This is a genomic window from Klebsiella sp. C360, from assembly GCF_048822415.1.
GTDB lineage: Bacteria > Pseudomonadota > Gammaproteobacteria > Enterobacterales > Enterobacteriaceae > Klebsiella > Klebsiella quasipneumoniae.
This window is the reverse complement of the sequence record NZ_JBMEZZ010000015.1, coordinates 33,248-57,699: the sequence shown is the minus strand read 5'-3', so window position 1 is coordinate 57,699 and position 24,452 is coordinate 33,248. Positions and strand designations below refer to the sequence as shown.

The following is a 24,452-nucleotide window of genomic DNA, read 5'->3' as shown; positions in this document are numbered from 1 at the left end:
CTTGGCTAAGGAGCAGTGACATGCGCGTTAATCATGGTTTAACCCCGCAGGATCTCAAGGCTTATGGTATCAATGACGTTCAGGATATCGTCCACAACCCCAGCTACGACATGTTGTTTCAGGAAGAGCTCGACCCCAATCTGGAAGGCTACGAACGTGGCGTATTAACCAGTCTGGGTGCTATCGCCGTCGACACGGGCATTTTTACCGGTCGTTCTCCGAAAGATAAGTACCTCGTGCGCGACGACACCACCCGCGATACCGTCTGGTGGTCCGATAAAGGCAAGGGTAAAAACGACAACAAGCCGCTTTCGCAGGAAACCTGGCAGCATCTGAAAGGGCTGGTGACACAGCAGCTGTCCGGTAAACGCCTGTTTATCGTCGACGCCTTCTGCGGCGCTAACGCCGATACCCGTCTCAGCGTACGTTTCATTACCGAAGTGGCCTGGCAGGCGCACTTCGTGAAGAACATGTTCATTCGCCCGAGCGACGAAGAGCTGGCGGAATTCGCGCCCGACTTCATCGTGATGAACGGCGCGAAGTGCACCAACCCGCAGTGGAAAGAGCAGGGCCTGAACTCGGAAAACTTCATCGCTTTCAACCTCACCGAGCGCATTCAGCTGATCGGCGGCACCTGGTACGGCGGCGAAATGAAGAAAGGGATGTTCTCGATCATGAACTACCTGCTGCCGCTGAAGGGCATCGCCTCCATGCACTGTTCTGCCAACGTCGGCGAGAAAGGCGATGTCGCCATTTTCTTCGGCCTCTCAGGCACCGGCAAAACCACCCTTTCCACCGATCCGAAACGCCGCCTGATTGGCGATGACGAACATGGCTGGGATGACGATGGGGTGTTTAACTTCGAAGGGGGCTGCTACGCCAAGACCATCAAGCTCTCTGAAGCGGCCGAGCCGGATATCTATCACGCCATCCGCCGCAACGCCCTGCTGGAAAACGTGGTGGTGCGCGCCGACGGCACAATCGATTTCGATGACGGTTCAAAAACCGAAAACACCCGCGTCTCCTACCCCATCGACCATATCGATAATATCGTCAAACCGGTCTCCAAAGCGGGTCACGCCACCAAAGTGATCTTCCTGACGGCCGATGCGTTCGGCGTACTGCCGCCAGTCTCCCGCCTGACCGCCGATCAGACGCAGTACCATTTCCTGTCCGGGTTTACCGCCAAACTGGCCGGCACCGAGCGCGGCGTGACCGAACCCACGCCAACCTTCTCCGCCTGCTTCGGCGCCGCCTTCCTGTCGCTGCATCCGACGCAGTACGCCGAAGTGCTGGTCAAACGTATGCAGGCGGCTGGCGCGCAGGCTTATCTGGTCAATACCGGCTGGAACGGCACCGGCAAGCGCATCTCGATTAAAGATACCCGCGCCATCATCGACGCCATCCTCAATGGCTCGCTGGACAACGCGGAGACCTTTACCCTGCCGATGTTTAATCTGCAGATCCCGACGGCGCTCCCGGGTGTCGATACCCAGATCCTCGATCCGCGCAGCACCTATGGTTCCCCGGAGCAGTGGCAGGAAAAAGCCGACCAGCTGGCGAAGCTGTTTATTGAGAACTTTGAGAAGTATACCGATACGCCAGCGGGCGCCGCGCTGGTGGCGGCAGGGCCGCAGCGCTAACGGACGCAGAGATGAAAAAGCCGGGCTTGCCCGGCTTTTTATTGCGCAACGTTTTGACCAGCCAACCGCGGGCGCGATCAGCTCTCTTTGGCCGGTTTCATCGGCGTCAGCACCCGGTGCACCGGCAGCCAGGCGCGGATCAGTAACCCGCCGCGTTCGCTGGAGCCAATCTCCAGCCGTCCGTTGTGATTGTCGATAATACGCTGAACAATCGCCAACCCCAGCCCGGTTCCGCTGGTGCTGCGGGCGCTGTCGCCGCGCACAAACGGCTGAAACAGGTGCTCCCGCTGCTCAGGTTTAATCCCCGGTCCGTCATCTTCAACCTGGAACCACGCCCGGCTCGCTTCGCTGCCGCTGCTGACCTTGATCCAGCCATTGCCATAGCGGGCCGCGTTGACCACCATATTCGCCAGCGCGCGCTTGATAGACAGAGGATGCATGCGTACCGGAATTTCGCCGGCCTGCAGGGCGGTGGCGATCTCCCGCTCATAGCCGCTCTCCGCAGCGATCACTTCCCCCAGCACCGCATTCAGATCCGCCAGCTCCAGCGGCATCTCCTGCCCGGTGCGCAGGTAGTCGATAAACTGCTCGATGATGGCATTGCACTCTTCGATATCTTTGTTGATCGACTCCGCGAGATAGCCGTCCTGCTCGCCCATCATCTCGGTGGCCAGACGAATGCGGGTCAGCGGAGTACGTAAATCATGGCTGACCCCGGCCATCAGCAGCGTACGGTCGTCGGCCAGCTGCTTCACGCCCGCGGCCATGTGGTTGAAGGCGCGGGTCACCGATCGCACCTCAGAGGCGCCGTACTCGCGCAGCGGCGGCGGGATAATGCCGCGCCCGACCTGCAGCGCCGCATGCTCCAGATCCACCAGCGGGCGGTTCTGAATACGGATAAACAGCCAGGCGCCGCCTATCGCCAGCAGCATGATCGCCAGGGTATAGCGGAACAGCGGCGAGAAGTCGCCCTGATGGATCTCGGTCAGCGGCACCCGCACCCAGATATTGGGCGACAGCCAGGTCTTCAGCCACACCACGGGGGAGCTTTTATTGACCTCCACCCGCACCTCAGTGGGGCCGCCAAGCTGATGAGCCATCTGCTGGCTCAAGAATTCATAATGCTGCGCCCAGCGCAGGCCTGCGTCTTCCGCCGCTTCATTGGAATAGAGCGAAATCCCCAGCTCGCGATAAATTTCACGACGAAACGCCGGGGGCACCACCAGTTGGGTGCCATCCTCCAGCTGCAGCTTATCGGTCATCAGCATACGCACTTCGTAGGCCAATACTTTATTAAACTGCTGGAGGCTCGGCAGGATCGCGAAATTCAGTACCACCAGATAGGTCGTCACCAGGCTGACGAACAGCAAGGTGACGATCAGGAGCAGCGTGCGAGCAAAGGAGCTGCGCGGCGAAAAGCGCACGCGTTTCATGCCTTAGAACCGTCCGGGACGAAGACGTAGCCCAGACCCCAGACGGTCTGGATATAGCGCGGATGCGCCGGGTCCTCTTCCACCATGCGGCGCAGGCGGGAGATCTGTACGTCGATGGAACGCTCCATCGCAGAGTATTCGCGGCCGCGAGCGAGGTTCATTAACTTATCGCGCGACAGCGGCTCACGAGGATGGCTCACCAGCGCCTTCAGGACCGCGAACTCGCCGCTGGTCAACGGCATCGGCTCGTCTTCACGGAACATTTCGCGGGTGCCCAGGTTCAGTTTGAATTTACCAAAGGCGATAACCGCCTCTTCCTGCGACGGCGCGCCCGGCAGCTCGTTCGCCTGACGGCGCAGCACCGCGCGGATGCGGGCCAGCAGTTCGCGCGGGTTGAACGGCTTCGGAATATAGTCGTCAGCCCCGATCTCCAGGCCCACGATCCGATCAACCTCTTCGCCTTTCGCCGTCACCATAATGATCGGCATCGGGTTGCTCTGGCTGCGCAGACGGCGGCAAATCGAGAGGCCATCTTCCCCGGGCAGCATCAGATCCAGCACCATCAGGTGGAAGGATTCGCGGGTTAACAGACGATCCATCTGTTCGGCGTTCGCCACGCTACGAACCTGGAAGCCCTGCTCGGTCAGATAACGTTCGAGCAGCGCACGCAGGCGCATGTCGTCATCCACAACCAGAATCTTATAATTCTCTTGCATTGTTTGTACTCCCAAAGGTTCACTGCAATAGTCAGTGCGTATTCTCAAAAAAGCCCGGCGCGCTCACCAGCTAAATCTGGTATACATTCCAGGCTAAATTGTTACAAAGCATATTTAACAGCAGGTTAAGTATACATTTAATCATAAGACACAGTATTTATCCTGTCGGTATTATTGCGCGCTACAAATTGTGCGCAACGACAGACTGTCAGAAGGTTGAACTCACGATGAAAACGCCGCTGATCACCCGCGAGGGATATGAAAAACTGAAGCAGGAGATGGACTACCTGTGGCGCCAGGAGCGCCCGGAAGTGACCAAAAAGGTGACCTGGGCCGCCAGCCTTGGCGACCGCAGCGAGAACGCGGATTACCAGTACAACAAAAAGCGCCTGCGCGAGATCGATCGCCGGGTCCGCTATCTGACCAAATGTCTGGAACAGTTAAAGATCGTCGATTACTCCCCGCAGCAGGAGGGCAAAGTCTTCTTCGGCGCCTGGGTAGAAATTGAAAACGATGAAGGCGATATCAAGCGCTTTCGCATCGTCGGTTACGATGAAATTTTTGGCCGCAAAGACTATATCTCCATCGACTCGCCGATGGCGCGCGCGCTGTTAAAAAAAGAGGTCGGCGATTTGGCCATCGTTAACACGCCGGCGGGGGAAGCCAGCTGGTATGTCAACAAGATCGAATACGTAAAATAGACAAGAACTTTCCGAGAGACGCCGGGCGCGGCTGGCATTTTCAGCCGCCAGTCCGTATAACTAGTCCCTGTTTTTTTGACCCTAAAGATGAATTAAAAGCCATGATGAATGATTCGCTCTGCCGCATTATTGCGGGTGAACTTCAGGCCAGAGCCGAACAGGTAGAAGCTGCCGTTCGCCTGCTTGATGAAGGGAACACCGTGCCGTTTATTGCACGATATCGTAAAGAAGTCACCGGCGGTCTGGATGACACGCAGCTGCGTAATCTGGAAACCCGCCTCGGCTACCTGCGCGAACTCGAAGACCGTCGTCAGGCGATCCTCAAATCCATCGCTGAACAGGGCAAACTGACCGACGCGCTGGAAAAAGCCATCACTACCACCCTCAGCAAAACCGAACTGGAAGACCTCTACCTGCCGTACAAGCCGAAGCGCCGTACCCGCGGACAGATCGCCATCGAAGCCGGGCTGGAGCCGCTGGCTGACCTGCTGTGGAACGAACCGTCCCACGATCCGGAAACGGAAGCCGCAAAATATATTGACGCCGATAAAGGCGTGGCCGACAGCAAAGCGGCGCTGGATGGCGCGCGCTATATTCTGATGGAGCGTTTTGCCGAAGACGCCGCGCTGCTGGCGAAGGTCCGTGACTATCTGTGGAAAAACGCCCACCTGGTCTCCACCGTCGTCAGCGGCAAAGAAGAGGAAGGCGCCAAATTCCGCGACTACTTCGATCACCACGAACCGATCGCCGCCGTGCCGTCGCATCGCGCGCTGGCGATGTTCCGCGGCCGCAACGAAGGCGTCCTGCAGCTCTCTTTAAACGCCGACCCGCAGTTTGACGAGCCGCCGAAAGAGAGCCACGGCGAGCAGATTATTATCGACCACCTGGGCCTGCGCCTGAACAACGCCCCGGCGGACAGCTGGCGTAAAGGCGTCGTCAGCTGGACCTGGCGGATCAAAGTCCTGATGCACCTCGAAACCGAGCTGATGGGCACCGTGCGCGAGCGCGCCGAAGACGAAGCCATTAACGTCTTCGCCCGCAACCTGCACGACCTGCTGATGGCGGCGCCCGCCGGGCTGCGCGCCACCATGGGCCTTGACCCGGGCCTGCGCACCGGGGTGAAAGTGGCCGTGGTTGACGGTACCGGCAAACTGGTGGCGACGGACACCATTTACCCCCACACCGGCCAGGCCGCCAAAGCGGCCGTCGCCGTCGCCGCGCTGTGCGAGAAGTACAACGTTGAGCTGGTGGCCATCGGCAACGGTACCGCCTCGCGTGAAACCGAGCGTTTCTTCCTCGACGTGCAGAAGCAGTTCCCGAAGGTCACCGCCCAGAAGGTGATCGTCAGCGAAGCCGGGGCTTCCGTTTACTCCGCCTCCGAGCTGGCGGCGCAGGAGTTCCCGGACCTCGACGTGTCGCTGCGCGGCGCGGTCTCCATCGCCCGCCGTCTGCAGGATCCTCTGGCCGAGCTGGTGAAAATCGACCCGAAATCCATCGGCGTCGGTCAGTATCAGCATGATGTCAGCCAGACCCAGCTGGCGCGTAAGCTGGACGCGGTGGTGGAAGACTGCGTGAACGCCGTCGGCGTTGACCTGAACACCGCCTCCGTGCCGCTGCTGACCCGCGTTGCCGGCCTGACCCGCATGATGGCGCAGAACATCGTCGCCTGGCGCGACGAGAACGGCCAGTTCCAGAACCGTCAGCAGCTGCTGAAGGTCAGCCGTCTGGGGCCGAAAGCCTTTGAACAGTGCGCCGGCTTCCTGCGTATCAACCACGGCGACAACCCGCTGGACGCCTCCACCGTTCACCCGGAAGCCTATCCGGTGGTCGAGCGCATTCTGGCGGCGACTCAGCAGGCGCTGAAAGATCTGATGGGCAACAGCAGCGAGCTACGGAACCTGAAAGCCGTCGATTTCACCGATGATAAATTTGGCGTACCGACCGTTACCGACATCATCAAAGAGCTGGAAAAACCGGGCCGCGACCCGCGTCCTGAGTTCAAAACCGCTCAGTTCGCCGACGGCGTGGAGACTATGAACGACCTGCTGCCGGGGATGATCCTCGAAGGCGCGGTGACCAACGTCACCAACTTCGGCGCGTTTGTTGATATCGGCGTTCACCAGGACGGCCTGGTGCATATCTCTTCCCTTTCGAACAAGTTCGTTGAAGACCCGCATACGGTGGTGAAAGCGGGCGACATCGTGAAGGTCAAGGTCATGGAAGTCGATCTGCCGCGTAAGCGTATCGCCCTGACCATGCGTCTCGACGAGCAGCCGGGCGACAGCAACGCCCGCCGCGGCGGCGGTCAGGATCGCCCGCAGGGCAATCGCCCGGCCGCGAAAGCCGCCAAACCCCGCGGTCGCGACGCGCAGCCTGCCGGCAACAGCGCGATGATGGATGCCCTCGCCGCGGCGATGGGTAAAAAACGCTAATCCCTCCCTGCCCCTTTTCAGGGGCAGTTTTCCTTTTCATTGTCACTGACCTATAGCCGCCTTTTCGCGCAAATGGCTCTCAGTTATTTCTGATAACCTGCATTTATTCCGCGCCGGGCAGATAGCGAAATTAATATTTGCATTTCGTTAACTTAAGAAACCTTAATTAAACATTAGAGCGACGAAATAATATTTCGCATATTTTCGATCACTGGCGGACTTTGCGGCATATCAATAAAAAGGTGAATTTCACTTTAAAAATGGCATAAAGCGCATCATATGTATTGATGATAAAAACCATTCTCATTATCATCGCTTGCAGAATGTTTTTTCTTTTTCGTTGGCTACGGTCCCCGGCGCAACTGCCTCCAGGCGTCCGGAAAATTCTTCTTCGGTTAGCGATAGACAAGTAGGCCCTATGCAATTCACACCTGATAGTGCGTGGAAAATTACCGGATTTTCCCGCGATATTAGCCCAGCATACCGTCAGAAATTGCTCTCCCTCGGCATGCTGCCCGGATCCTCTTTTCATGTGGTGCGCGTGGCGCCGCTCGGCGATCCTGTTCATATTGAAACCCGACGCGTCAGTCTGGTATTACGCAAAAAAGATCTCGCCTTAATCGAACTGGAAGCGGTTGCACAATAACGGCTGACCCGGCACAAGAGTTTGAAATATGAAAAAATTAACCGTTGGTTTAATTGGTAATCCTAATTCCGGCAAGACTACCCTGTTTAATCAGCTGACCGGCGCCCGCCAGCGCGTGGGCAACTGGGCCGGGGTCACCGTTGAGCGTAAAGAGGGCGTGTTCGCCACCACTGACCACCAGGTCACGCTGGTCGACCTCCCGGGAACCTACTCTCTGACCACCATCTCTTCGCAAACCTCGCTGGACGAGCAGATCGCCTGCCACTATATCCTCAGCGGCGACGCCGACATGCTGATTAACGTGGTCGATGCCTCCAACCTCGAGCGAAACCTCTATTTGACGCTGCAGCTGCTCGAGCTGGGGATCCCCTGCGTCGTGGCGCTGAACATGCTGGATATTGCCGAAAAGCAGCAGGTGCGTATCGATATCGATGCCCTCGCCGCACGCCTCGGCTGCCCGGTCATTCCGCTGGTTTCGACCCGCGGACGCGGGATCGAAGCGCTGAAGATTGCCCTCGACCGTCATCAGGCGAACAGCGATATCGAGCTGGTCCACTATCCACAGCCGCTGCTGCGCGAAGCCGACCTGCTGGCGCAGCAGATGTCAGCGCAGATCCCGGCCCGGCAGCGGCGCTGGCTCGGTCTGCAGATGCTGGAGGGCGACATCTACAGCCGGGCCTATGCCGGCGACGCCGCCGATAAACTGGATATCGCCCTGGCGAATCTCAGCGACGAGATCGACGACCCGGCCCTGCATATCGCTGACGCGCGCTATCAGACCATCGCCGCCATTTGCGACGCCGTCAGCAACACCCTGACCGCCGAGCCGAGCCGTTTCACCGCGGCGATGGACAAAGTGATCCTCAACCGCTTCCTCGGGTTGCCGATTTTTCTCTTTGTTATGTACCTGATGTTCCTGCTGGCCATCAACATCGGCGGCGCGCTGCAGCCGATTTTCGACGCCGGCTCGGTCGCGGTCTTTATTCACGGTATTCAATGGCTGGGTTACACCCTGCACTTCCCGGACTGGCTGACCGTCTTCCTCGCCCAGGGGATCGGCGGCGGTATCAACACCGTACTGCCGCTGGTGCCGCAGATCGGCATGATGTATCTGTTCCTCTCCTTCCTCGAGGACTCCGGCTACATGGCGCGCGCCGCCTTTGTCATGGACCGCCTGATGCAAGCTCTCGGCCTGCCGGGGAAATCCTTTGTCCCGTTGATTGTCGGTTTCGGCTGCAACGTGCCGTCGGTGATGGGCGCCCGCACCCTCGACGCCCCGCGCGAACGTCTGATGACCATTATGATGGCGCCGTTTATGTCCTGCGGCGCGCGGCTGGCGATCTTCGCCGTCTTCGCGGCCGCCTTCTTTGGTCAGAACGGCGCGCTGGCGGTCTTCTCGCTCTACGTGCTGGGCATTGTGATGGCCATTCTCACCGGCCTGATGCTGAAGCACACCATTATGCGCGGCGAAGCCTCGCCGTTCGTGATGGAGCTGCCGGTGTACCACGTCCCGCATATTAAGAGCCTGATTATCCAGACCTGGCAGCGCCTGAAAGGCTTTGTGCTGCGCGCCGGGAAGGTGATCGTCATTGTCAGCATCTTCCTCAGCGCGCTGAACAGCTTCTCGCTGAGCGCTAAGGTCGTCGACAACATCAACGACTCCGCGCTGGCCTCGGTGAGCCGGGTCATTACTCCGCTGTTTAAGCCGATCGGCGTGCATGAAGATAACTGGCAGGCCACCGTGGGCCTGTTTACCGGCGCAATGGCGAAGGAGGTGGTGGTCGGTACGCTGAACACCCTCTATACCGCCGAAGATATCCAAAACGAGGAGTTCAATCCGCAGACCTTCAGCCTCGGCGAGGAACTGCTGGCCGCCGTCGACGAAACATGGCAGGGACTGAAAGACACCTTCAGCCTCAGCGTCCTGGCCAACCCCATCGAAGCCAGCAAAGGCGATGGCGAAATGGCCACCGGCGCGATGGGCGTGATGGGCAGTAAATTTGGCAGCGCCGCGGCGGCTTACAGCTACCTGATCTTCGTTCTTCTCTATATCCCCTGCATCTCGGTGATGGGGGCCATCGCCCGCGAATCGAGCCGCGGCTGGATGACCTTCTCCATTCTGTGGGGACTGAATATCGCCTATTCGCTCTCGACGCTCTACTACCAGACCGTCAGCTTTAGCGACCATCCGCGCTACAGCCTGGTGTGTATCCTGGCGGTGATATTGTTCAACGTGGTGCTCTTCGGTCTGCTGCGTCGGGCGCGCAGCCGGGTTGACGTCTCGCTGCTGGCCACCCGGAAAACGCCGGCCTCCTGCTGTTCCAGCCCGGCTGGCGATTGCCACTAAGGAGGATCTGTGGCGTCGTTAATGGAAGTCCGCGATATGCTGGCCCTGCAGGGCCGCATGGAGGCGAAACAGCTCAGCGCCCGCCTGCGGACGCCTCAGCCGCTGATTGACGCCATGCTCGAACGCATGGAAGCCATGGGTAAGGTGGTACGGATCAGCGAAACCAGCGAGGGCTGTCTCTCCGGCAGCTGTAAAAGCTGTCCTGAAGGGAAAGCGGCGTGCCAGCAGGAGTGGTGGGCGCTGCGATGAAGGGAGTAAGGCCTGCCAGCGCCACGGGATAAAACGAGTGCGACAGCAGGGAAAAACGGGCCAGCAGGCCCGTTTTTTATGACTGGATTATTTATACACGTCAGCGTTAGCGTGAACGGTTTTTTCGTTTTTCTGCCCGGCAATCACCACAAAGTATTTTCCACCCAGCTCATCGGCTTTTTTCGACAGATCGCGTCGGGCGTCCATCGGCGAGGTCGTCCTTGAGGTCGTGATGCTGCCGACCTTGGTCAGATTCATCTTCGCCACGTCCTCTTTTTGGATCTCTTTCGCTGCGAATGCGCCAAAAGACAGACAGCCAATCACCAGAGATGCAACCATTCCTGTAACAAGTTTCATAGCCTCTACTCTCCATTAGGTTGTTATTTTAGGTCACGGTGGCGGAATGAAATAATCAACCACCGTAACAACCTAAGTATTGCTGTGAATGGCCCTTTTACCATGGCGCGGCAAAAAAAATTACCCCAGCCGTTTTTTCAACGCCAGCAGCGGCTCGCAGAAGGCTGCGGGATGGGAAACAAACGGCGCATGCGCTGCCTTGTCAAAGAGAATGGACTCACTTTCCGGCCATAGCTTATCCAGCAGCGGGACAATCTTGCGCGGCACCAGCCCGTCCAGCCGACCGTACAGCCGCAGAAACGGCATCGGCAGTCCGACCAGCGCCTGACGCAGATCGACGGTTCTGAGGATCTCCAGACCGCCGTTCAGCGCCTCAGCGGAAGGCATCGGCAGCGAGAGCACCGCCTGCTTTAACGCCCGCGCATCCTGACGGGCGCTCTCCGTTCCCATGGTTTGCAGGGCGAGGAACCGCTCGACGGTACGCTGGAAATCCTCGCTCAGCTGCTGCTGAAACCCGGCCAGCACCTCCGGCTTGATGCCCGGCCAGTCCTCATGGGCCGCGAAACAGGGGGAAGAGGCGACCGTTACCAGCGCCTGCACCCGTTGCGGGCACCTTATCGCTATCTGGCTGGCCACCAGCCCGCCCAGGCTCCAGCCCAGCCACACCGCCTGAGGCGGAGCCTGCTCCAGCACCCGCTGCGCCATCGCCTCCAGCGTCATCGCCCCAAACCCGCCGCTACGGCCATAGCCCGGCAGGTCCACCAGGTGAAGGGTAAAATGCGAAGCCAGCTGCGGCGTGATGCAATCCCAGACCTGAGCGTTCAGCCCCCAACCGTGCAGCAGCACAAGATGACAATCACCTTCGCCGATTGTTTGCCACCAGATGTCGTTCATCCGTTACCGTTCTCTTTTTTACTGGACAGAAGGCCAAATATGCTAACAGCACACAGCTTATGCTGGCTATGCCAAATGCCGCTGGCGGTCGCCCGCTGGGGGATCTGCTCTCGCTGCAGCCGCGCCCTGCTCGCCTGCCCCCCGCTCTGCCCGCAGTGCGGACTGCCGTCGGCAATGTCCCGGCATCCCTGCGGCCGCTGCCTGCAAAAGCCGCCTCCCTGGCATCGGATGGTGGCGGTCAATGACTATCGTCCGCCGCTGAGCGATCTGGTGCGGCAGCTGAAGTTTCACCATCGTCCGGAACTGGGCCCCGCCCTGGCGCGCCTGCTGCTGCTGCGCCTTAAACAGCGTGACGATTTGCCGCCGGTAGACGCGCTGGTCGGCGTGCCGCTGGGGCATCGCCGCCGCTGGCGCCGGGGTTATAATCAGTGCGATGAGCTGTGCCGACCGTTAGCCCGCTGGCGTGGGTGCGTCTGGCGTCGCGACGGCCTGACGCGCCAGCGAGCGGGCGCCGTGCAGCATTCGCTTAATGCCCGCCTGCGCAGGCAGAACCTGAAAAATGCCTTTCAGCTTGAATTTGCCGTGCAGGGACTCCATATCGCTCTGGTGGATGATGTCGTCACGACCGGCAGCACCGTCGCCGAGATATCCCGCCTGCTTTTGCGAAACGGCGCCGCGACGGTTCAGGTATGGTGTGTATGCCGTACCTTGTAGACCCCCGCTGATGGGCGTATTATAACCCAGTAAAATAGTCAACTATTAGGCCAACGCTATGATCCGTATTTCCGATGCTGCACAAGCGCACTTTGCCAAACTGCTGGCAAATCAGGAAGAAGGGACGCAAATTCGCGTATTTGTGATTAATCCCGGCACCCCAAACGCTGAGTGCGGCGTATCCTACTGCCCACCGGATGCGGTGGAAGACACCGACACGGCGCTGAAATTTGAACAGCTGACCGCCTATGTCGATGAGCTCAGCGCGCCCTATCTGGAAGACGCTGAAATTGATTTCGTCACCGACCAGCTTGGCTCGCAGCTGACCCTGAAAGCGCCGAACGCCAAAATGCGCAAAGTCGCTGACGATGCCCCGCTGATGGAGCGCGTCGAGTACCTGCTGCAGTCGCAGATTAACCCGCAGCTGGCCGGGCACGGCGGCCGCGTGTCGCTGATGGAGATCACCGACGACGGTCTGGCTATCCTGCAGTTCGGCGGCGGATGCAACGGCTGCTCGATGGTCGACGTGACCCTGAAAGAAGGTATTGAAAAACAGCTGCTGAACGAGTTTCCGGAGCTGAAAGGGGTTCGCGATCTGACCGAGCACCAGCGCGGCGAGCACTCCTACTACTAAGCCTTCCCTCCGGCGGCAGCCTGTCGCCGGCTCTCCTTTCTCCTTTCTGTGTTACCGCGCAACATCTCCCGCTACACGACCGGCAAAAACCGGGGAAAGAGTATGACTTAAGTCTCATATTTAACATTTTCCCCCGCAAGGTGATTCTCAACCCTCACATGTTACCCGTATCATCCCCTTCAGGCGCCACCGGCAAAAAAATAGCCAGCTATCCTTTCTCTGGGTAAGGATAATGCAAGCGTTTACGGTGCCAGACTATTTTGCTCCCTGTCGGAGCGAATGTTGTAAAGGTTGAAACTTTGACGTTACCCATAACAAATTAAGGCCAGGTAAATCATGCCATTAATCATCGTTGCTATCGGGGTTGCCCTGTTATTGCTGTTAATGATCCGTTTCAAAATGAACGGCTTCATTGCGCTGGTTCTGGTGGCGCTCGCCGTCGGATTAATGCAGGGTATGCCGCTGGATAAAGTGATCGTCTCCATCAAGAACGGTGTCGGCGGTACCCTTGGCAGCCTCGCGCTGATCATGGGCTTCGGCGCTATGCTCGGTAAGCTGCTGGCAGACTGCGGCGGCGCTCAGCGTATCGCCACCACGCTTATCAATAAATTCGGTAAGAAGCATATTCAATGGGCCGTGGTCCTGACCGGCTTCACCGTCGGTTTCGCCCTGTTCTATGAGGTGGGCTTCGTGCTGATGCTGCCGCTGGTGTTTACCATCGCCGCCTCGGCCCGTATTCCGCTGCTGTACGTCGGCGTACCGATGGCCGCCGCGCTCTCCGTCACCCATGGCTTCCTGCCGCCGCACCCGGGTCCGACCGCGATCGCCACCATCTTCCACGCCGATATGGGTAAAACGCTGCTCTACGGCACCATTCTGGCTATCCCGACGGTTATTCTCGCCGGCCCGGTTTTCGCCCGTTTCCTGAAAGGCATTGATAAGCCGATCCCGGAAGGCCTGCATAACCCGAAAGTGTTCACTGAAGAAGAGATGCCTGGCTTTGGCGTCAGCGTCTGGACCTCGCTGGTTCCGGTGATCCTGATGGCGATGCGCGCCGTTGCCGAGATGATCCTCCCGAAGGGCCACGCCTTCCTGCCGATTGCCGAGTTCTTCGGCGACCCGGTCATGGCCACCCTGATTGCGGTACTGATCGCGCTGTTCACCTTCGGTTTGAACCGCGGCCGCTCCATGGAGCAGATCAACGATACCCTGACCTCTTCGATTAAAATCATCGCCATGATGCTGTTGATCATCGGCGGCGGCGGCGCCTTCAAACAGGTGCTGGTGGATAGCGGCATGGATAAATATATCGCTTCTATCATGCACGAATCGAATATGTCTCCGCTGTTTATGGCCTGGTCCATCGCCGCGGTGCTGCGTATCGCGCTGGGTTCGGCGACCGTTGCCGCCATCACCGCGGGCGGGATCGCCGCGCCGCTGATCGCCACCACCGGCGTCAGCCCGGAGCTGATGGTTATCGCGGTCGGCTCCGGCAGCGTTATCTTCTCCCACGTGAACGATCCGGGCTTCTGGCTGTTCAAAGAGTACTTTAACCTGACCATCGGCGAGACCATCAGGTCCTGGTCGGTGCTGGAAACCATTATCTCGGTCTGCGGCCTGGTAGGCTGTCTGCTGCTGGGGATGGTGGTGTAAGGTTACTCCCGCCATAGAAAAAGGCCGGTCCGCATGATGCGGACCGGCCTTTTTTATCGGACATACTCTTCGCCGCGCTGAGGTGCGCGCGGCGGGGAGTCATCAGGAGGCGGCTTTTTTGCTCGCAGCCTTGCGCCGTTTATCCAGATCCTTAATCAGCTTATTGACCTGTTCATCGGCAAACATCTGCTCAAGGGTGACGGACAGCTTCCGGCGCCAGTTTGGGTACTCAGTGCTGGTGCCCGGAATATTGACCGGCGACGCCATCTCCAGCCAGTCTTCCGGCTGCAGGCCCAGCAGGGCGCTGTTGCTGTCGGCAATATAACGTTGCATCCCCCGGTTGAGGATCCCCGTCATACTCATCAGGGAGGCCTTATGGCCGGCACGCTTGGGCAGACAGCCGTACTTATGCAGCGCATCCAGCAGCCCTTGCTTCGCCAGCTCACGGTCCTGGTACAGCCCGCGCAGCACCACCTCATCAGGATAGAGACCCAGCGCTTTGCCTAACGTCAGATCGCCGCTTTCCCAGTAGCCGCGGAGGGTGGGCAGGTCGTGCGTCGTCGCCACAGCCATTGATTGCTCCGGGTACAGCGCCGGCGCGCGGAACGTTTTCTCTGCATCACTCTCAAAATAGAGCACCTTATACGAATAGACGCCGCTGTTGCGTAACTTGTTGACGATCTCCACCGGTACCGTGCCCAGATCTTCGCCGATCACCATGCAGCGATGACGCTGGCTTTCCAGCGCCAGAAGCGACAGCAGATCGTCGACGGGATACTGAACGTAAGCGCCATGGTCGGCGGTTTCACCATAGGGGATCCACCACAGACGCAGCACCGACATCACGTGATCGATACGCAGCGCGCCGCAGTTCTGCATATTGGCGCGCAGCAGGTCGATAAACGGCTCATAGGCGCGAGCGGCAATAATATGCGGATCCATCGGCGGCAGGCCCCAGTTCTGGCCCAGCGGACCCAGAATATCCGGCGGCGCGCCCACGGACGCTTTCAGACAGTACAGCTCACGGTCGCACCAGGTCTCCGACCCGCCTTCAGCGACGCCCACCGCCAGATCGCGGTAGAGGCCGATCGGCATCCCGTCGCGCTGGCTGGTTTCCCAGCAGGCGGCAAACTGGCTCCAGGCCAGCCACTGTAGCCAGAGATAGAAACTGACGTCGTCCTCATGCTCGACGCAGAAGGCTTTCACCTCCGGGCTGTCGATATCCTGAAAGGCCTTCGGCCAGGCCGGCCAGCCCCAGCGCAGCGGGTCCTGTTGAACCTGCCAGGCGTGCAGCGCATCGAAAGCGGCCTGCCAGTAGAGGCTTTCCCCTTCGCGCAGAACAAACTCGCGGAACGCCGTCATCTGTTCATCTTCACGACGGGAGAATCGTTTCCACGCCATACGCAGCGCGGTCATTTTCAGCGTGGTGACGGCGGTGTAATCCACATCATCCGTTTGCCGCGCCGCCTGCAAGGCCTGCTGGGTCGCAGCGGACTGCCACCATGCCTGCGCCTCTTCGCTACGCTGGAAATCTTCAACCGCGTTGACGTCGATGTAGATGACGTTCAGCCAGCGCCGTGAAGACGGGCTATACGGACTGGCGCTCTCCGGGTTCGCCGGATAGAGGGCATGGATCGGGTTGAGGCCAATAAACGACCCGCCGCGGCGGGCGATTTCCGGGAGCATGGCGCGCAGATCGCCAAAATCGCCGATCCCCCAGTTTTTCTCCGAACGCAGGGTATACAGCTGCACGCAGGTGCCCCACAGCTTTTTCCCCTCTTTCAGCGGCTGCGGCTCATAGCAGCGGGCCGGGGCGACGATGGTCCGGCAGTGCCAGCGCTCCCCCTCCTGGGTGAGCGTCAGGGAGTGATACCCCTCCGGCAGTCTGGCCGGCAGCGGCAGCGTCTCGCCGCCGCGGGTTTTACCCTGATACTGCTTACCGTCCTCAGTGGTCAGGATCCACTGATACTCACCGCGTCCTGCCACCGGCAGCGACATTTTTTTGCCGTGGGTGAAGATCTTCACGTTCGGCAGCGGGTTAACCGCCACTTTCGTGGCGGCGGTTGAGCGATGCATCGCATCCAGCAGACGCTGTTTGGTGACAGCCGCGATAGACTGCGGCTTGCCGTGCGCGTTGATATAGCTGGGGCTGATGCCCGCCGCCAGCGCGGCATTATCGAGGCGTTTACTCTCCATAGGCCTTCCTTTAGCGTTTCGCCTGCCAGATACGTTGCTGATAATCGCGGATCGAGCGGTCGGAGCTGAACATGCCGCAGCGCGCAGTGTTGAGGATTGTCGCGCGGGTCCAGGCCTCCTGGTCGCGATACAGCTCATCTACCCGTTTTTGCGCCGCCACGTAGGCCTCGAAATCGGCCAGCACCAGATACGGGTCGCCGCCCTGCAGCAGACTATGCAGCATCTGGTCGAAGGCATGCTTATCGCCGTTGCTATAGGTGCCGTTCTCCAGCTCCTTAAGCACTGCATCGAGCAGTTTGTCTTTTTTACGCCATTTCAGCGGATCGTAGCCTTTCGCTTTCAGGGCTTTCACTTCTTCTACCGTGTGGCCGAAGATAAAGATGTTCTCTTCACCGACCTGCTCGGCGATTTCCACGTTGGCGCCATCCAGCGTCCCGACGGTCAGCGCGCCGTTCAGCGCCAGCTTCATGTTGCCGGTGCCAGAGGCTTCTTTGCCCGCGGTGGAGATCTGCTCGGAGATATCCGCCGCCGGGATCAGTTTTTCCGCAGCCGATACACAATAGTCCGGCAGGAAGACCACTTTCAGCTTATCGCCGACTTTCGGGTCGTTGTTGATCGCTTCCGCTACCTTGTTGATGGCAAAAATAATGTTTTTCGCCAGATAGTAGCCCGGCGCCGCTTTCGCGCCGAACAGGAAGACGCGCGGAACGCGGTCGGCCTGCGGGTTTTCGCGGATCTCTTTGTACAGCGCAAGGATATGCAGCAGGTTGAGGTGCTGACGCTTGTACTCGTGCAGACGTTTGATCTGAATGTCGAAAATCGCCTGCGGGTTGATCTCAATCCCGGTACGTTGCTTCACAAACTCAGCCAGATGAACTTTGTTGGCCTGCTTGATATCGCGATAAGTCTGACGGAATGCCGCATCGTCAGCGTATTTTTCCAGATTGATCAGCTGGTCGAGGTCATTGGCCCACTCTTTTTTCAGCGTCTCATCCAGCAGCGTGGCCAGCGCCGGGTTGCACTGCTTGATCCAGCGGCGCGGCGTGATGCCGTTGGTCACGTTATGGAATTTGTTCGGCCACAGCTGGTTATATTCCGGGAACAGATCTTTCACCACCAGGTCCGAGTGCAGCGCCGCCACGCCGTTGACGGCAAAACCGCCCACCACGCACATGTTGGCCATCCGCACCTGCTTGTCATGCACCACCGCCAGTTTCGCCCAGACCTGCTTATCGCCCGGCCAGGTTTTGTCCACCAGCAGTTTAAATTTGTCGTTAATCGCGTTGATGATCTGCATATGGCGCGGCAGCAGCGCTTTCACCAGCTTCTCATCCCAGCACTCCAGCGCTTCCGGCATCAGGGTATGGTTGGTGTAAGCAAAGGTTTTGCTGGTGATCGCCCAGGCGTCGTCCCAGCTCAGCTGGTGCTCGTCGATCAGCACGCGCAGCAGTTCCGGGATGGCGATGGTCGGGTGCGTATCGTTCAGCTGGATCACTTCGTAATCCGCCAGCTCGGCCAGCTTGCGGCCTGCCAGATGATGACGACGCAGGATATCGGCCACTGAGCAGGCGCACTGGAAGTACTGCTGCATCAGGCGCAGTTTTTTACCGGCCTGATGGTTGTCGTTCGGGTACAGCACCTTAGTCAGTTTTTCCGCGTCGATGCCCTGCTGCTCGGCGCGCAGGAAATCGCCGTCGTTGAATTTGGTCAGGTTAAACGGATGGGCGTGTTTGGCCTGCCACAGACGCAGCGGCTGGGCGACGTTGTTGCGATAGCCGAGCACCGGCAGATCCCAGGCTTCGCCGGTAATGACGAACGCCGGCTGCCATTCGCCGTTTTTGCTGACTTTGCCGCCGATGCCGACCTGGACATCCAGCGCCTCGTTATGGCGGAACCACGGGTAGCTGCTGCGACCCCAGTCGTCCGGGGCTTCCTTCTGCTGGCCATCGTCAAAGGATTGGCGGAACAGACCATACTGGTAATTGAGGCCGTAGCCGGTCGCCGACTGCCCCACGGTCGCCATGGAGTCGAGGAAGCAGGCTGCCAGACGGCCCAGGCCGCCGTTACCCAGCGCCGGGTCGGTCTCTTCTTCCAGCAGATCGGTGAGGTTGACGTCATAGCCTTTCAGCGCGTCGCTCACGCCCTCGTACCAGCCCAGGTTGAGCAGGTTGTTGCCGGTCAGGCGACCAATCAGAAACTCCATCGAGATGTAGTTAACGTGACGTTGTCCTTGCGCTGGTTTTGCCACCGGCTGCGCCGACAGAAGTTCCGCCAGCGCTCCGCTGACGGCGCGCCACCATTGACGCTGCGTCATCTCGGAAGCGGACTGTAAACCAAAACGCTGCCACTGACGCGTCAGTGCAGCCTGAAACTGAGCTTTGTTAAATGAAGTCTGTGACATAATGAGATCCGGGTCCTTTACTAAAACGATGGCGCTAGTGTGCCGACCTCCCGATTCATCGTCCTCATCCCGACGGGGATTAGACAGGGAGGAGTACCGGGGATGAGCGAAAAGTGTGATCCTGGCCACTATAGTGTGGGTGAGAAGGCCAAAATATGCTGTAAAAATCACCGCTGTATGACAGTCGAGATGTCACCTGTGCAGGGTAAAAATTTGTTACAGGCCACTACGCGGCAAAACGCTTCCCGCCTTTCGCCTGGTTATTAAAAAAATAAATTGCGACCTCCGGGAAAATAAGCACATTTCATCACATTACTCCGCAAAAAAGATTACTTCTAAGAAATCACTGACAATAATTTAATAAAAACAAACAACTACTCCCGATATAAAATAAATCTCTCCCCGCTCCGCCAGCTGCCGGCTAAAAACCGCTGAGGACGAGTCCTGCCTGCGATTTTTACCCATTCGCAACCAATGTCGAAATTTGTGACATAGAGCAAATTCAAGAGCATAAACTTCGGACATAACTTGCAATAAATTTCATAATCACCGACCTTATTAGATATTAATTACGAAGCGCAAAAAAAATCGCAACCTCTCTCTTGCACAGCGAAATGTAGAACTATGTTGATTCCGTCCAAATTAAGTCGTCCGGTCCGCCTTGAACACACCGTGGTTCGTGAGCGTTTACTGGCGAAACTTTCCGGCGCGAACAATTATCGTCTCGTGCTGATCACCAGTCCTGCCGGGTACGGTAAAACAACGCTCATTTCTCAGTGGGCCGCAGGTAAAAACGATCTTGGCTGGTTTTCGCTGGACGAAGGCGACAACCAGCAGGAGCGTTTTGCCAGCTATCTGATCGCGGCGATCCAGCAGGCCACCGGCAACCACTGCGCGGCCAGTGAAGCGATGGTGCAAAAGCGCCAGTACGCCAGCCTCTCCTCTCTTTTTGCGCAGCTGTTTATTGAACTCGCCGACTGGCAGCGCCCGCTGTACCTCGTCATTGATGATTATCACCTGATCAATAATCCGGTGATCCATGACGCGATGCGCTTTTTCCTGCGCCATCAGCCGGAGAATATGACCCTCGTGGTCCTGTCGCGGAACCTGCCGCAGCTGGGCATTGCCAACCTGCGCGTCCGCGATCAGCTGCTGGAGATTGGCAGCCAGCAGCTGGCCTTTACCCACCAGGAAGCGAAACAATTTTTCGACTGTCGTCTGACATCGCCTATCGAAGCCGACGACAGCAGTCGGCTGTGCGACGACGTCGCCGGGTGGGCCACCGCGCTGCAGCTCATCGCCCTCTCCGCCCGCCAGAATAACTCCTCCGCCCAACACTCCGCCCGTCGCCTCGCCGGGATTAACGCCAGCCATCTGTCGGATTATCTGGTGGATGAAGTGCTGGATAACGTCGACGCCCGCACGCGCAACTTTTTGCTGAAGAGCTCTCTGCTGCGCTCAATGAACGACGCGTTAATCGTGCGCGTCACCGGCGAAGAGAATGGCCAGATGCAGCTGGAGGAGATCGAACGTCAGGGGCTGTTCCTGCAGCGGATGGATGATTCCGGCGAATGGTTCCGCTATCACCCGCTGTTTGGCAGTTTCCTGCGCCAGCGCTGTCAGTGGGAGCTGGCGGTTGAACTGCCGGAGATCCACCGCGCCGCGGCGGAGAGCTGGATGGCGCAAGGCTTCCCCAGCGAGGCCATCCACCATGCGCTGGCGGCCGGCGATGCCAAAATGCTGCGCGATATCTTGCTCAATCACGCCTGGGGCATGTTCAACCATAGCGAACTGGGTCTGCTGGAGCAGTCGCTGTCGGCGCTGCCCTGGTCAAATCTGCTGGAAAATCCGCGCCTGATCCTGCTGCAGGCCTGGCTGATGCAGAGCCAGCATCGCTACAGCGAAGTCAATACCCTGCTGGCGCGCGCCGAGCAGGAGATGAGCGTCGAAATGGATACCGCGATGCATGGCGACTTCAACGCCCTGCGCGCGCAGGTGGCGATTAACGACGGCGACCAGGACGAAGCGGAACGTCTGTCGATGGTGGCGCTGGAAGAGCTGCCGCTGGCCAACTATTACAGCCGCATCGTCGCCACCTCAGTACATGGCGAAGTCCTCCACTGTAAGGGGAAACTGACCAAATCTCTCGCCGTGATGCAGCAGACCGAACAGATGGCCCGCCGTCACGACGTCTGGCATTACGCCCTGTGGAGCATCATTCAGCAAAGCGAAATTCTGTTCGCCCAGGGCTTCCTGCAGGCCGCCTGGGAGAGCCAGGAGAAAGCCTTCCATCTGGTACGCGAACAGCATCTTGAGCAGCTGCCGATGCATGAGTTCCTGCTGCGCATCCGCTCTCAGCTGCTGTGGGCATGGGCGCGCCTCGACGAGGCTGAAGCCTGCGCCCGCCAGGGGATGGCGGTTCTCTCAACTTATCAACCGCAGCAGCAGCTGCAGTGCCTGGCGCTGATGGTGCAATGCTCGCTGGCGCGCGGCGATCTGGATAATGCCCGTAGCCACCTGAACCGGCTGGAAAACCTGCTCGGTATCGGTCACTACCACAGCGACTGGGTCTCCAACGCCGACAAGGTGCGGGTGATCTACTGGCAGATGACCGGCGATAAAACCGCGGCGGCCAACTGGCTGCGCCAGACGCCGAAGCCGGAATTCGCCAATAACCACTTCCTGCAGAGCCAGTGGCGCAATATTGCCCGCGCGCAGATCCTGCTGGGCGATTTCGAACCGGCGGAAATGGTGCTGGAAGAGCTGAACGAAAATGCGCGCTCACTGCGTTTGATGAGCGATCTCAACCGCAACCTGCTGCTGCTCAACCAGCTGTACTGGCAGGCAGGACGCAAGAGCGAAGCGCAGAAAGCCCTGCTGGAAGCCCTGACGCTCGCCAACCGCACCGGCTTTATCAACCACTTTGTGATTGAAGGCGAGGCGATGGCCCAGCAGCTGCGCCAGCTGATCCAGCTGAACACCCTGCCGGAGCTGGAGCAGCATCGCGCCCAGCGTATTCTGCGCGACATCAACCAGCATCATCGCCACAAATTCGCCCACTTTGACGAAGGGTTCGTCGAGCGGCTGCTGAATCACCCCGAGGTGCCGGAGCTTATCCGCACCAGCCCGCTGACCCAGCGCGAATGGCAGGTGCTTGGCTTAATCTATTCCGGCTACAGCAACGAGCAGATTGCCGGCGAGCTTGACGTGGCGGCCACCACCATCAAGACCCATATTCGCAACCTGTATCAGAAACTGGGCGTCGCCCACCGTCAGGACGCGGTGCAGCATGCCCAGCAGTTGCTTAAGATGATGGGATACGGCGTCTGACGACGCCGTTGTCGCTTAGCACAGCTCGAGCTGGAGGTTGTTATCGGTGATGACCTTGAGCACGCCCGCCGGGGGCAGCACATCGGTATAGACCGCATCGACCATGCTGATGCTGCCCATGTTGACCATCGCGTTGCGGCCAAACTTGGTATGATCCACCACCAGCATCACGTGGCGTGAATTCTCAATAATCGCGCGCTTGGTGCGCACTTCATGATAATCAAACTCCAGCAGCGAGCCATCGCTGTCGACGCCGCTGATGCCGAGAATGCCGAAGTCGAGACGGAACTGCGAGATAAAGTCGAGGGTGGCTTCCCCGATGATCCCGCCGTCGCGGCTGCGCAGTTCGCCGCCGGCGAGAATAATGCGGAAGTCCTCTTTCACCATCAGCGTGTTGGCGACGTTCAGGTTATTGGTCACAATCCGCAAATCGTTGTGATCGAGCAGGGCGTGCGCCACCGCTTCCGGCGTGGTGCCGATATCGATAAACAGCGTCGCCCCGTCCGGGATCTCGCTGGCCACCCGCCGGGCGATACGCTCTTTCTCCGCCGTCTGGGTCGCTTTGCGATCGTGCCAGGAGGTGTTCACCGAGCTGGAGGGCAGCGCCGCGCCGCCGTGATGACGGAGGATCATTTTCTGTTCGGCTAAATCGTTCAGGTCGCGGCGGATGGTCTGCGGGCTGACCGCGAACTGCTCAACCAGCTCTTCCGTGCTGACGTAACCCTGTTTTTTTACCAGCTCGATAATGGCGTCATGACGTTGTGTTTGTTTCATGAAATATCCCTGGAAAAATGTCGCCTACCCGACCCCTGTCGGTAAGTCTTTATGCGCGTTTTCGCCCATGCAAGGTATCGACAAACGCCATCGCCAGGCCGGTCGCCAGACCAGCCACGTGCGCGCCGTTGGCGATCGCCATGCCGAAAACGTCAAACCAGCCAGCAATTAACCACACTAAAGAGAAGAGTATCAACCCGCGCTGCAGATAAATACCGCTCTGCGGATCGCGCTCGCCCCGCAGCCAGACATAGCCCATCAGCGCGTAAACCACGCCCGACAGCCCGCCAAACCACGGGCCGCTAAACTGGTGCTGCACAAAGCCGCTCAGCAGAGCGCTGATGACGGTGATCACCACCAGCTTGCCGCTGCCGATGCGCTTTTCCACCGCGCCGCCGAGATACCACCACCATAGCAGGTTGAAGAGAATATGCATCAGCGAGAAATGCATGAAAGCATGGCTGAAATAGCGCCAGGCTTCGAACTGCAGCGAAGGATCGTAGGGCCAGGCCAGCCAAATCATCACCGGCTGATCGCCCAGCAGATTTTGCAGGATGAACACCGCGATGCAGATCAGCAGAATCGCCCAGGTGAACGGGCCGGCGTTATGCCGCAGCGTGGCAAAGAAAGGAAAGCGCTGATAGCGCAACCCGCTGTTGGTCTGTCCGGACTGCCAGCTCGCCGCCAGATAGCGCGGGTCCGCCGGGTTTTCGAGAAAACGCGCCAGCTCAGCCCTGACGCGCCCGGCCTGACTCTCATCAGCCAGCCAGACGTCGCTCTGGGTGTGCTGCTGGATAGTCAGGATAATCCCCTGCGTCGCCATATAATCGACAAACGCCTGGGCCACGCGCGGGTTGGCAAAAGAGGTAATCATTAACATGCAGCGAATCGCTTATTCCACACAAAGGGAGATAGTATACCTGCCAGTCGTTAAAACGTCCCGTGCGCCACTTCCGCCGGGAAATGGCGATGCCAGGCGTCGAACCCGCCGTCAACGCTGTAGACCTTATCAAACCCCTGCTGCAGCAGATACTGCGCGGCGCCCTTGCTGCTGTTGCCGTGATAGCACATCACCATCACCGCCGTGTCAAAGTCGTGGTCACGCATAAACGCGCCCAGGGTATCGTTGGTCAGATGAAACGCGCCCGGCGTATGGCCCATCGCATAGCTTTGCGGATCGCGGATATCGACCAAAACCGCCGTCTGCTGATGCAGTTTCTGGTGCGCTTCTTCAACGTTGATACATTCAAACTGTTCCATGGTTCTCTTCTCTTTCTCGTCATGACGGGCAGTGGCCGGCCCAATTTTACCCTGTAGTGTACCGTCAGGCGG

19 protein-coding genes are annotated in these 24,452 nt (G+C 58.8%); 10 read left to right on the top strand and 9 right to left on the bottom strand.

All coding sequences use genetic code 11. The features are described 5' to 3' along the window. Positions 1-20 precede the first annotated feature (20 nt). Positions 21-1,643 (top strand): phosphoenolpyruvate carboxykinase (ATP), encoded by a 1,623-nt coding sequence (gene pckA / locus ACOI7D_RS24680; RefSeq protein ID WP_023291202.1) that lies wholly within the window; start codon positions 21-23, stop codon positions 1,641-1,643. A gap of 77 nt (positions 1,644-1,720) precedes the next feature. Here the strand turns inward: pckA and envZ are convergent, their stop codons facing one another. Next, positions 1,721-3,076, bottom strand: coding sequence for a two-component system sensor histidine kinase EnvZ (gene envZ, locus ACOI7D_RS24675; RefSeq protein WP_023291203.1), 1,356 nt, complete (start codon positions 3,074-3,076; stop codon positions 1,721-1,723). After that, the gene (gene ompR, locus ACOI7D_RS24670; RefSeq protein ID WP_001157751.1) at positions 3,073-3,792 is read right to left on the bottom strand and encodes a two-component system response regulator OmpR; all 720 of its coding nucleotides are present in this window, start codon (positions 3,790-3,792) and stop codon (positions 3,073-3,075) included. Before ompR ends, envZ begins: the two co-directional genes overlap by 4 nt. A gap of 227 nt (positions 3,793-4,019) precedes the next feature. On the opposite strand from ompR, the gene greB reads away from it, so the two are divergent. The 5 genes from greB (at position 4,020) to feoC (ending at position 10,167) form a co-directional block, all read left to right on the top strand. Then, positions 4,020-4,493 carry a transcription elongation factor GreB gene (greB, locus tag ACOI7D_RS24665; RefSeq protein ID WP_023288043.1) on the top strand — a complete coding sequence of 158 codons (474 nt, stop codon included), beginning with the start codon at positions 4,020-4,022 and terminating at the stop codon, positions 4,491-4,493. Positions 4,494-4,594: 101 nt separating this feature from the next. Further along, complete coding sequence (locus ACOI7D_RS24660) at positions 4,595-6,925, top strand: Tex family protein (protein WP_109546855.1); 2,331 nt, start codon at positions 4,595-4,597, stop codon at positions 6,923-6,925. A gap of 418 nt (positions 6,926-7,343) precedes the next feature. Further along, the gene (feoA, locus tag ACOI7D_RS24655) at positions 7,344-7,571 is read left to right on the top strand and encodes a ferrous iron transporter A (protein ID WP_002920506.1); all 228 of its coding nucleotides are present in this window, start codon (positions 7,344-7,346) and stop codon (positions 7,569-7,571) included. Between the two features lie 28 nt (positions 7,572-7,599). Next, positions 7,600-9,918, top strand: a complete 2,319-nt coding sequence (gene feoB / locus ACOI7D_RS24650; RefSeq protein ID WP_109546854.1) for a Fe(2+) transporter permease subunit FeoB — start codon at positions 7,600-7,602, stop codon at positions 9,916-9,918. A gap of 9 nt (positions 9,919-9,927) precedes the next feature. Then, positions 9,928-10,167, top strand: coding sequence for a [Fe-S]-dependent transcriptional repressor FeoC (gene feoC / locus ACOI7D_RS24645; protein WP_004202151.1), 240 nt, complete (start codon positions 9,928-9,930; stop codon positions 10,165-10,167). Positions 10,168-10,254: 87 nt separating this feature from the next. Here feoC and ACOI7D_RS24640 read toward each other — a convergent pair whose 3' ends face one another. Next, entirely contained in the window at positions 10,255-10,524 is a 270-nt protein-coding gene (locus ACOI7D_RS24640; protein WP_004202149.1) for a YdgH/BhsA/McbA-like domain containing protein, read from the bottom strand. 120 nt (positions 10,525-10,644) lie between these two features. After that, on the bottom strand, positions 10,645-11,418 hold the full coding sequence (gene bioH, locus ACOI7D_RS24635) for a pimeloyl-ACP methyl ester esterase BioH (protein ID WP_109546853.1): 774 nt from the start codon (positions 11,416-11,418) through the stop codon (positions 10,645-10,647). A gap of 39 nt (positions 11,419-11,457) precedes the next feature. Between bioH and gntX the strand changes: the two genes are divergently transcribed. From gntX to gntT, 3 genes are all read left to right on the top strand, one after another. Continuing rightward, positions 11,458-12,132: a DNA utilization protein GntX gene (gntX, locus tag ACOI7D_RS24630; RefSeq protein WP_023291207.1), complete on the top strand. Its 675-nt coding sequence runs from the start codon at positions 11,458-11,460 to the stop codon at positions 12,130-12,132. A gap of 58 nt (positions 12,133-12,190) precedes the next feature. Further along, positions 12,191-12,766 (top strand): Fe-S biogenesis protein NfuA, encoded by a 576-nt coding sequence (gene nfuA, locus ACOI7D_RS24625; RefSeq protein ID WP_004202143.1) that lies wholly within the window; start codon positions 12,191-12,193, stop codon positions 12,764-12,766. A 336-nt stretch (positions 12,767-13,102) separates the two neighbouring features. Next, complete coding sequence (gene gntT, locus ACOI7D_RS24620) at positions 13,103-14,419, top strand: gluconate transporter (RefSeq protein WP_008806999.1); 1,317 nt, start codon at positions 13,103-13,105, stop codon at positions 14,417-14,419. A 102-nt stretch (positions 14,420-14,521) separates the two neighbouring features. Here gntT and malQ read toward each other — a convergent pair whose 3' ends face one another. Continuing rightward, on the bottom strand, positions 14,522-16,615 hold the full coding sequence (gene malQ / locus ACOI7D_RS24615; RefSeq protein ID WP_109546852.1) for a 4-alpha-glucanotransferase: 2,094 nt from the start codon (positions 16,613-16,615) through the stop codon (positions 14,522-14,524). Between the two features lie 10 nt (positions 16,616-16,625). Next, positions 16,626-19,016 (bottom strand): maltodextrin phosphorylase, encoded by a 2,391-nt coding sequence (gene malP, locus ACOI7D_RS24610; RefSeq protein WP_023291209.1) that lies wholly within the window; start codon positions 19,014-19,016, stop codon positions 16,626-16,628. Between the two features lie 624 nt (positions 19,017-19,640). On the opposite strand from malP, the gene malT reads away from it, so the two are divergent. Beyond that, entirely contained in the window at positions 19,641-22,346 is a 2,706-nt protein-coding gene (malT, locus tag ACOI7D_RS24605) for an HTH-type transcriptional regulator MalT (protein WP_281166501.1), read from the top strand. Between the two features lie 15 nt (positions 22,347-22,361). Here the strand turns inward: malT and ACOI7D_RS24600 are convergent, their stop codons facing one another. From ACOI7D_RS24600 to glpE, 3 genes are read right to left on the bottom strand one after another with little or no spacing between them, the layout of a single operon-like run. After that, a complete protein-coding gene (locus tag ACOI7D_RS24600) occupies positions 22,362-23,120 on the bottom strand; it encodes a DeoR/GlpR family transcriptional regulator (protein ID WP_002920548.1) in 759 nt (252 codons plus the stop codon). Positions 23,121-23,169: 49 nt separating this feature from the next. Beyond that, complete coding sequence (glpG, locus tag ACOI7D_RS24595) at positions 23,170-24,000, bottom strand: rhomboid family intramembrane serine protease GlpG (protein WP_004151408.1); 831 nt, start codon at positions 23,998-24,000, stop codon at positions 23,170-23,172. 50 nt (positions 24,001-24,050) lie between these two features. Further along, on the bottom strand, positions 24,051-24,380 hold the full coding sequence (gene glpE / locus ACOI7D_RS24590) for a thiosulfate sulfurtransferase GlpE (RefSeq protein WP_004202138.1): 330 nt from the start codon (positions 24,378-24,380) through the stop codon (positions 24,051-24,053). Positions 24,381-24,452 lie beyond the last annotated feature (72 nt).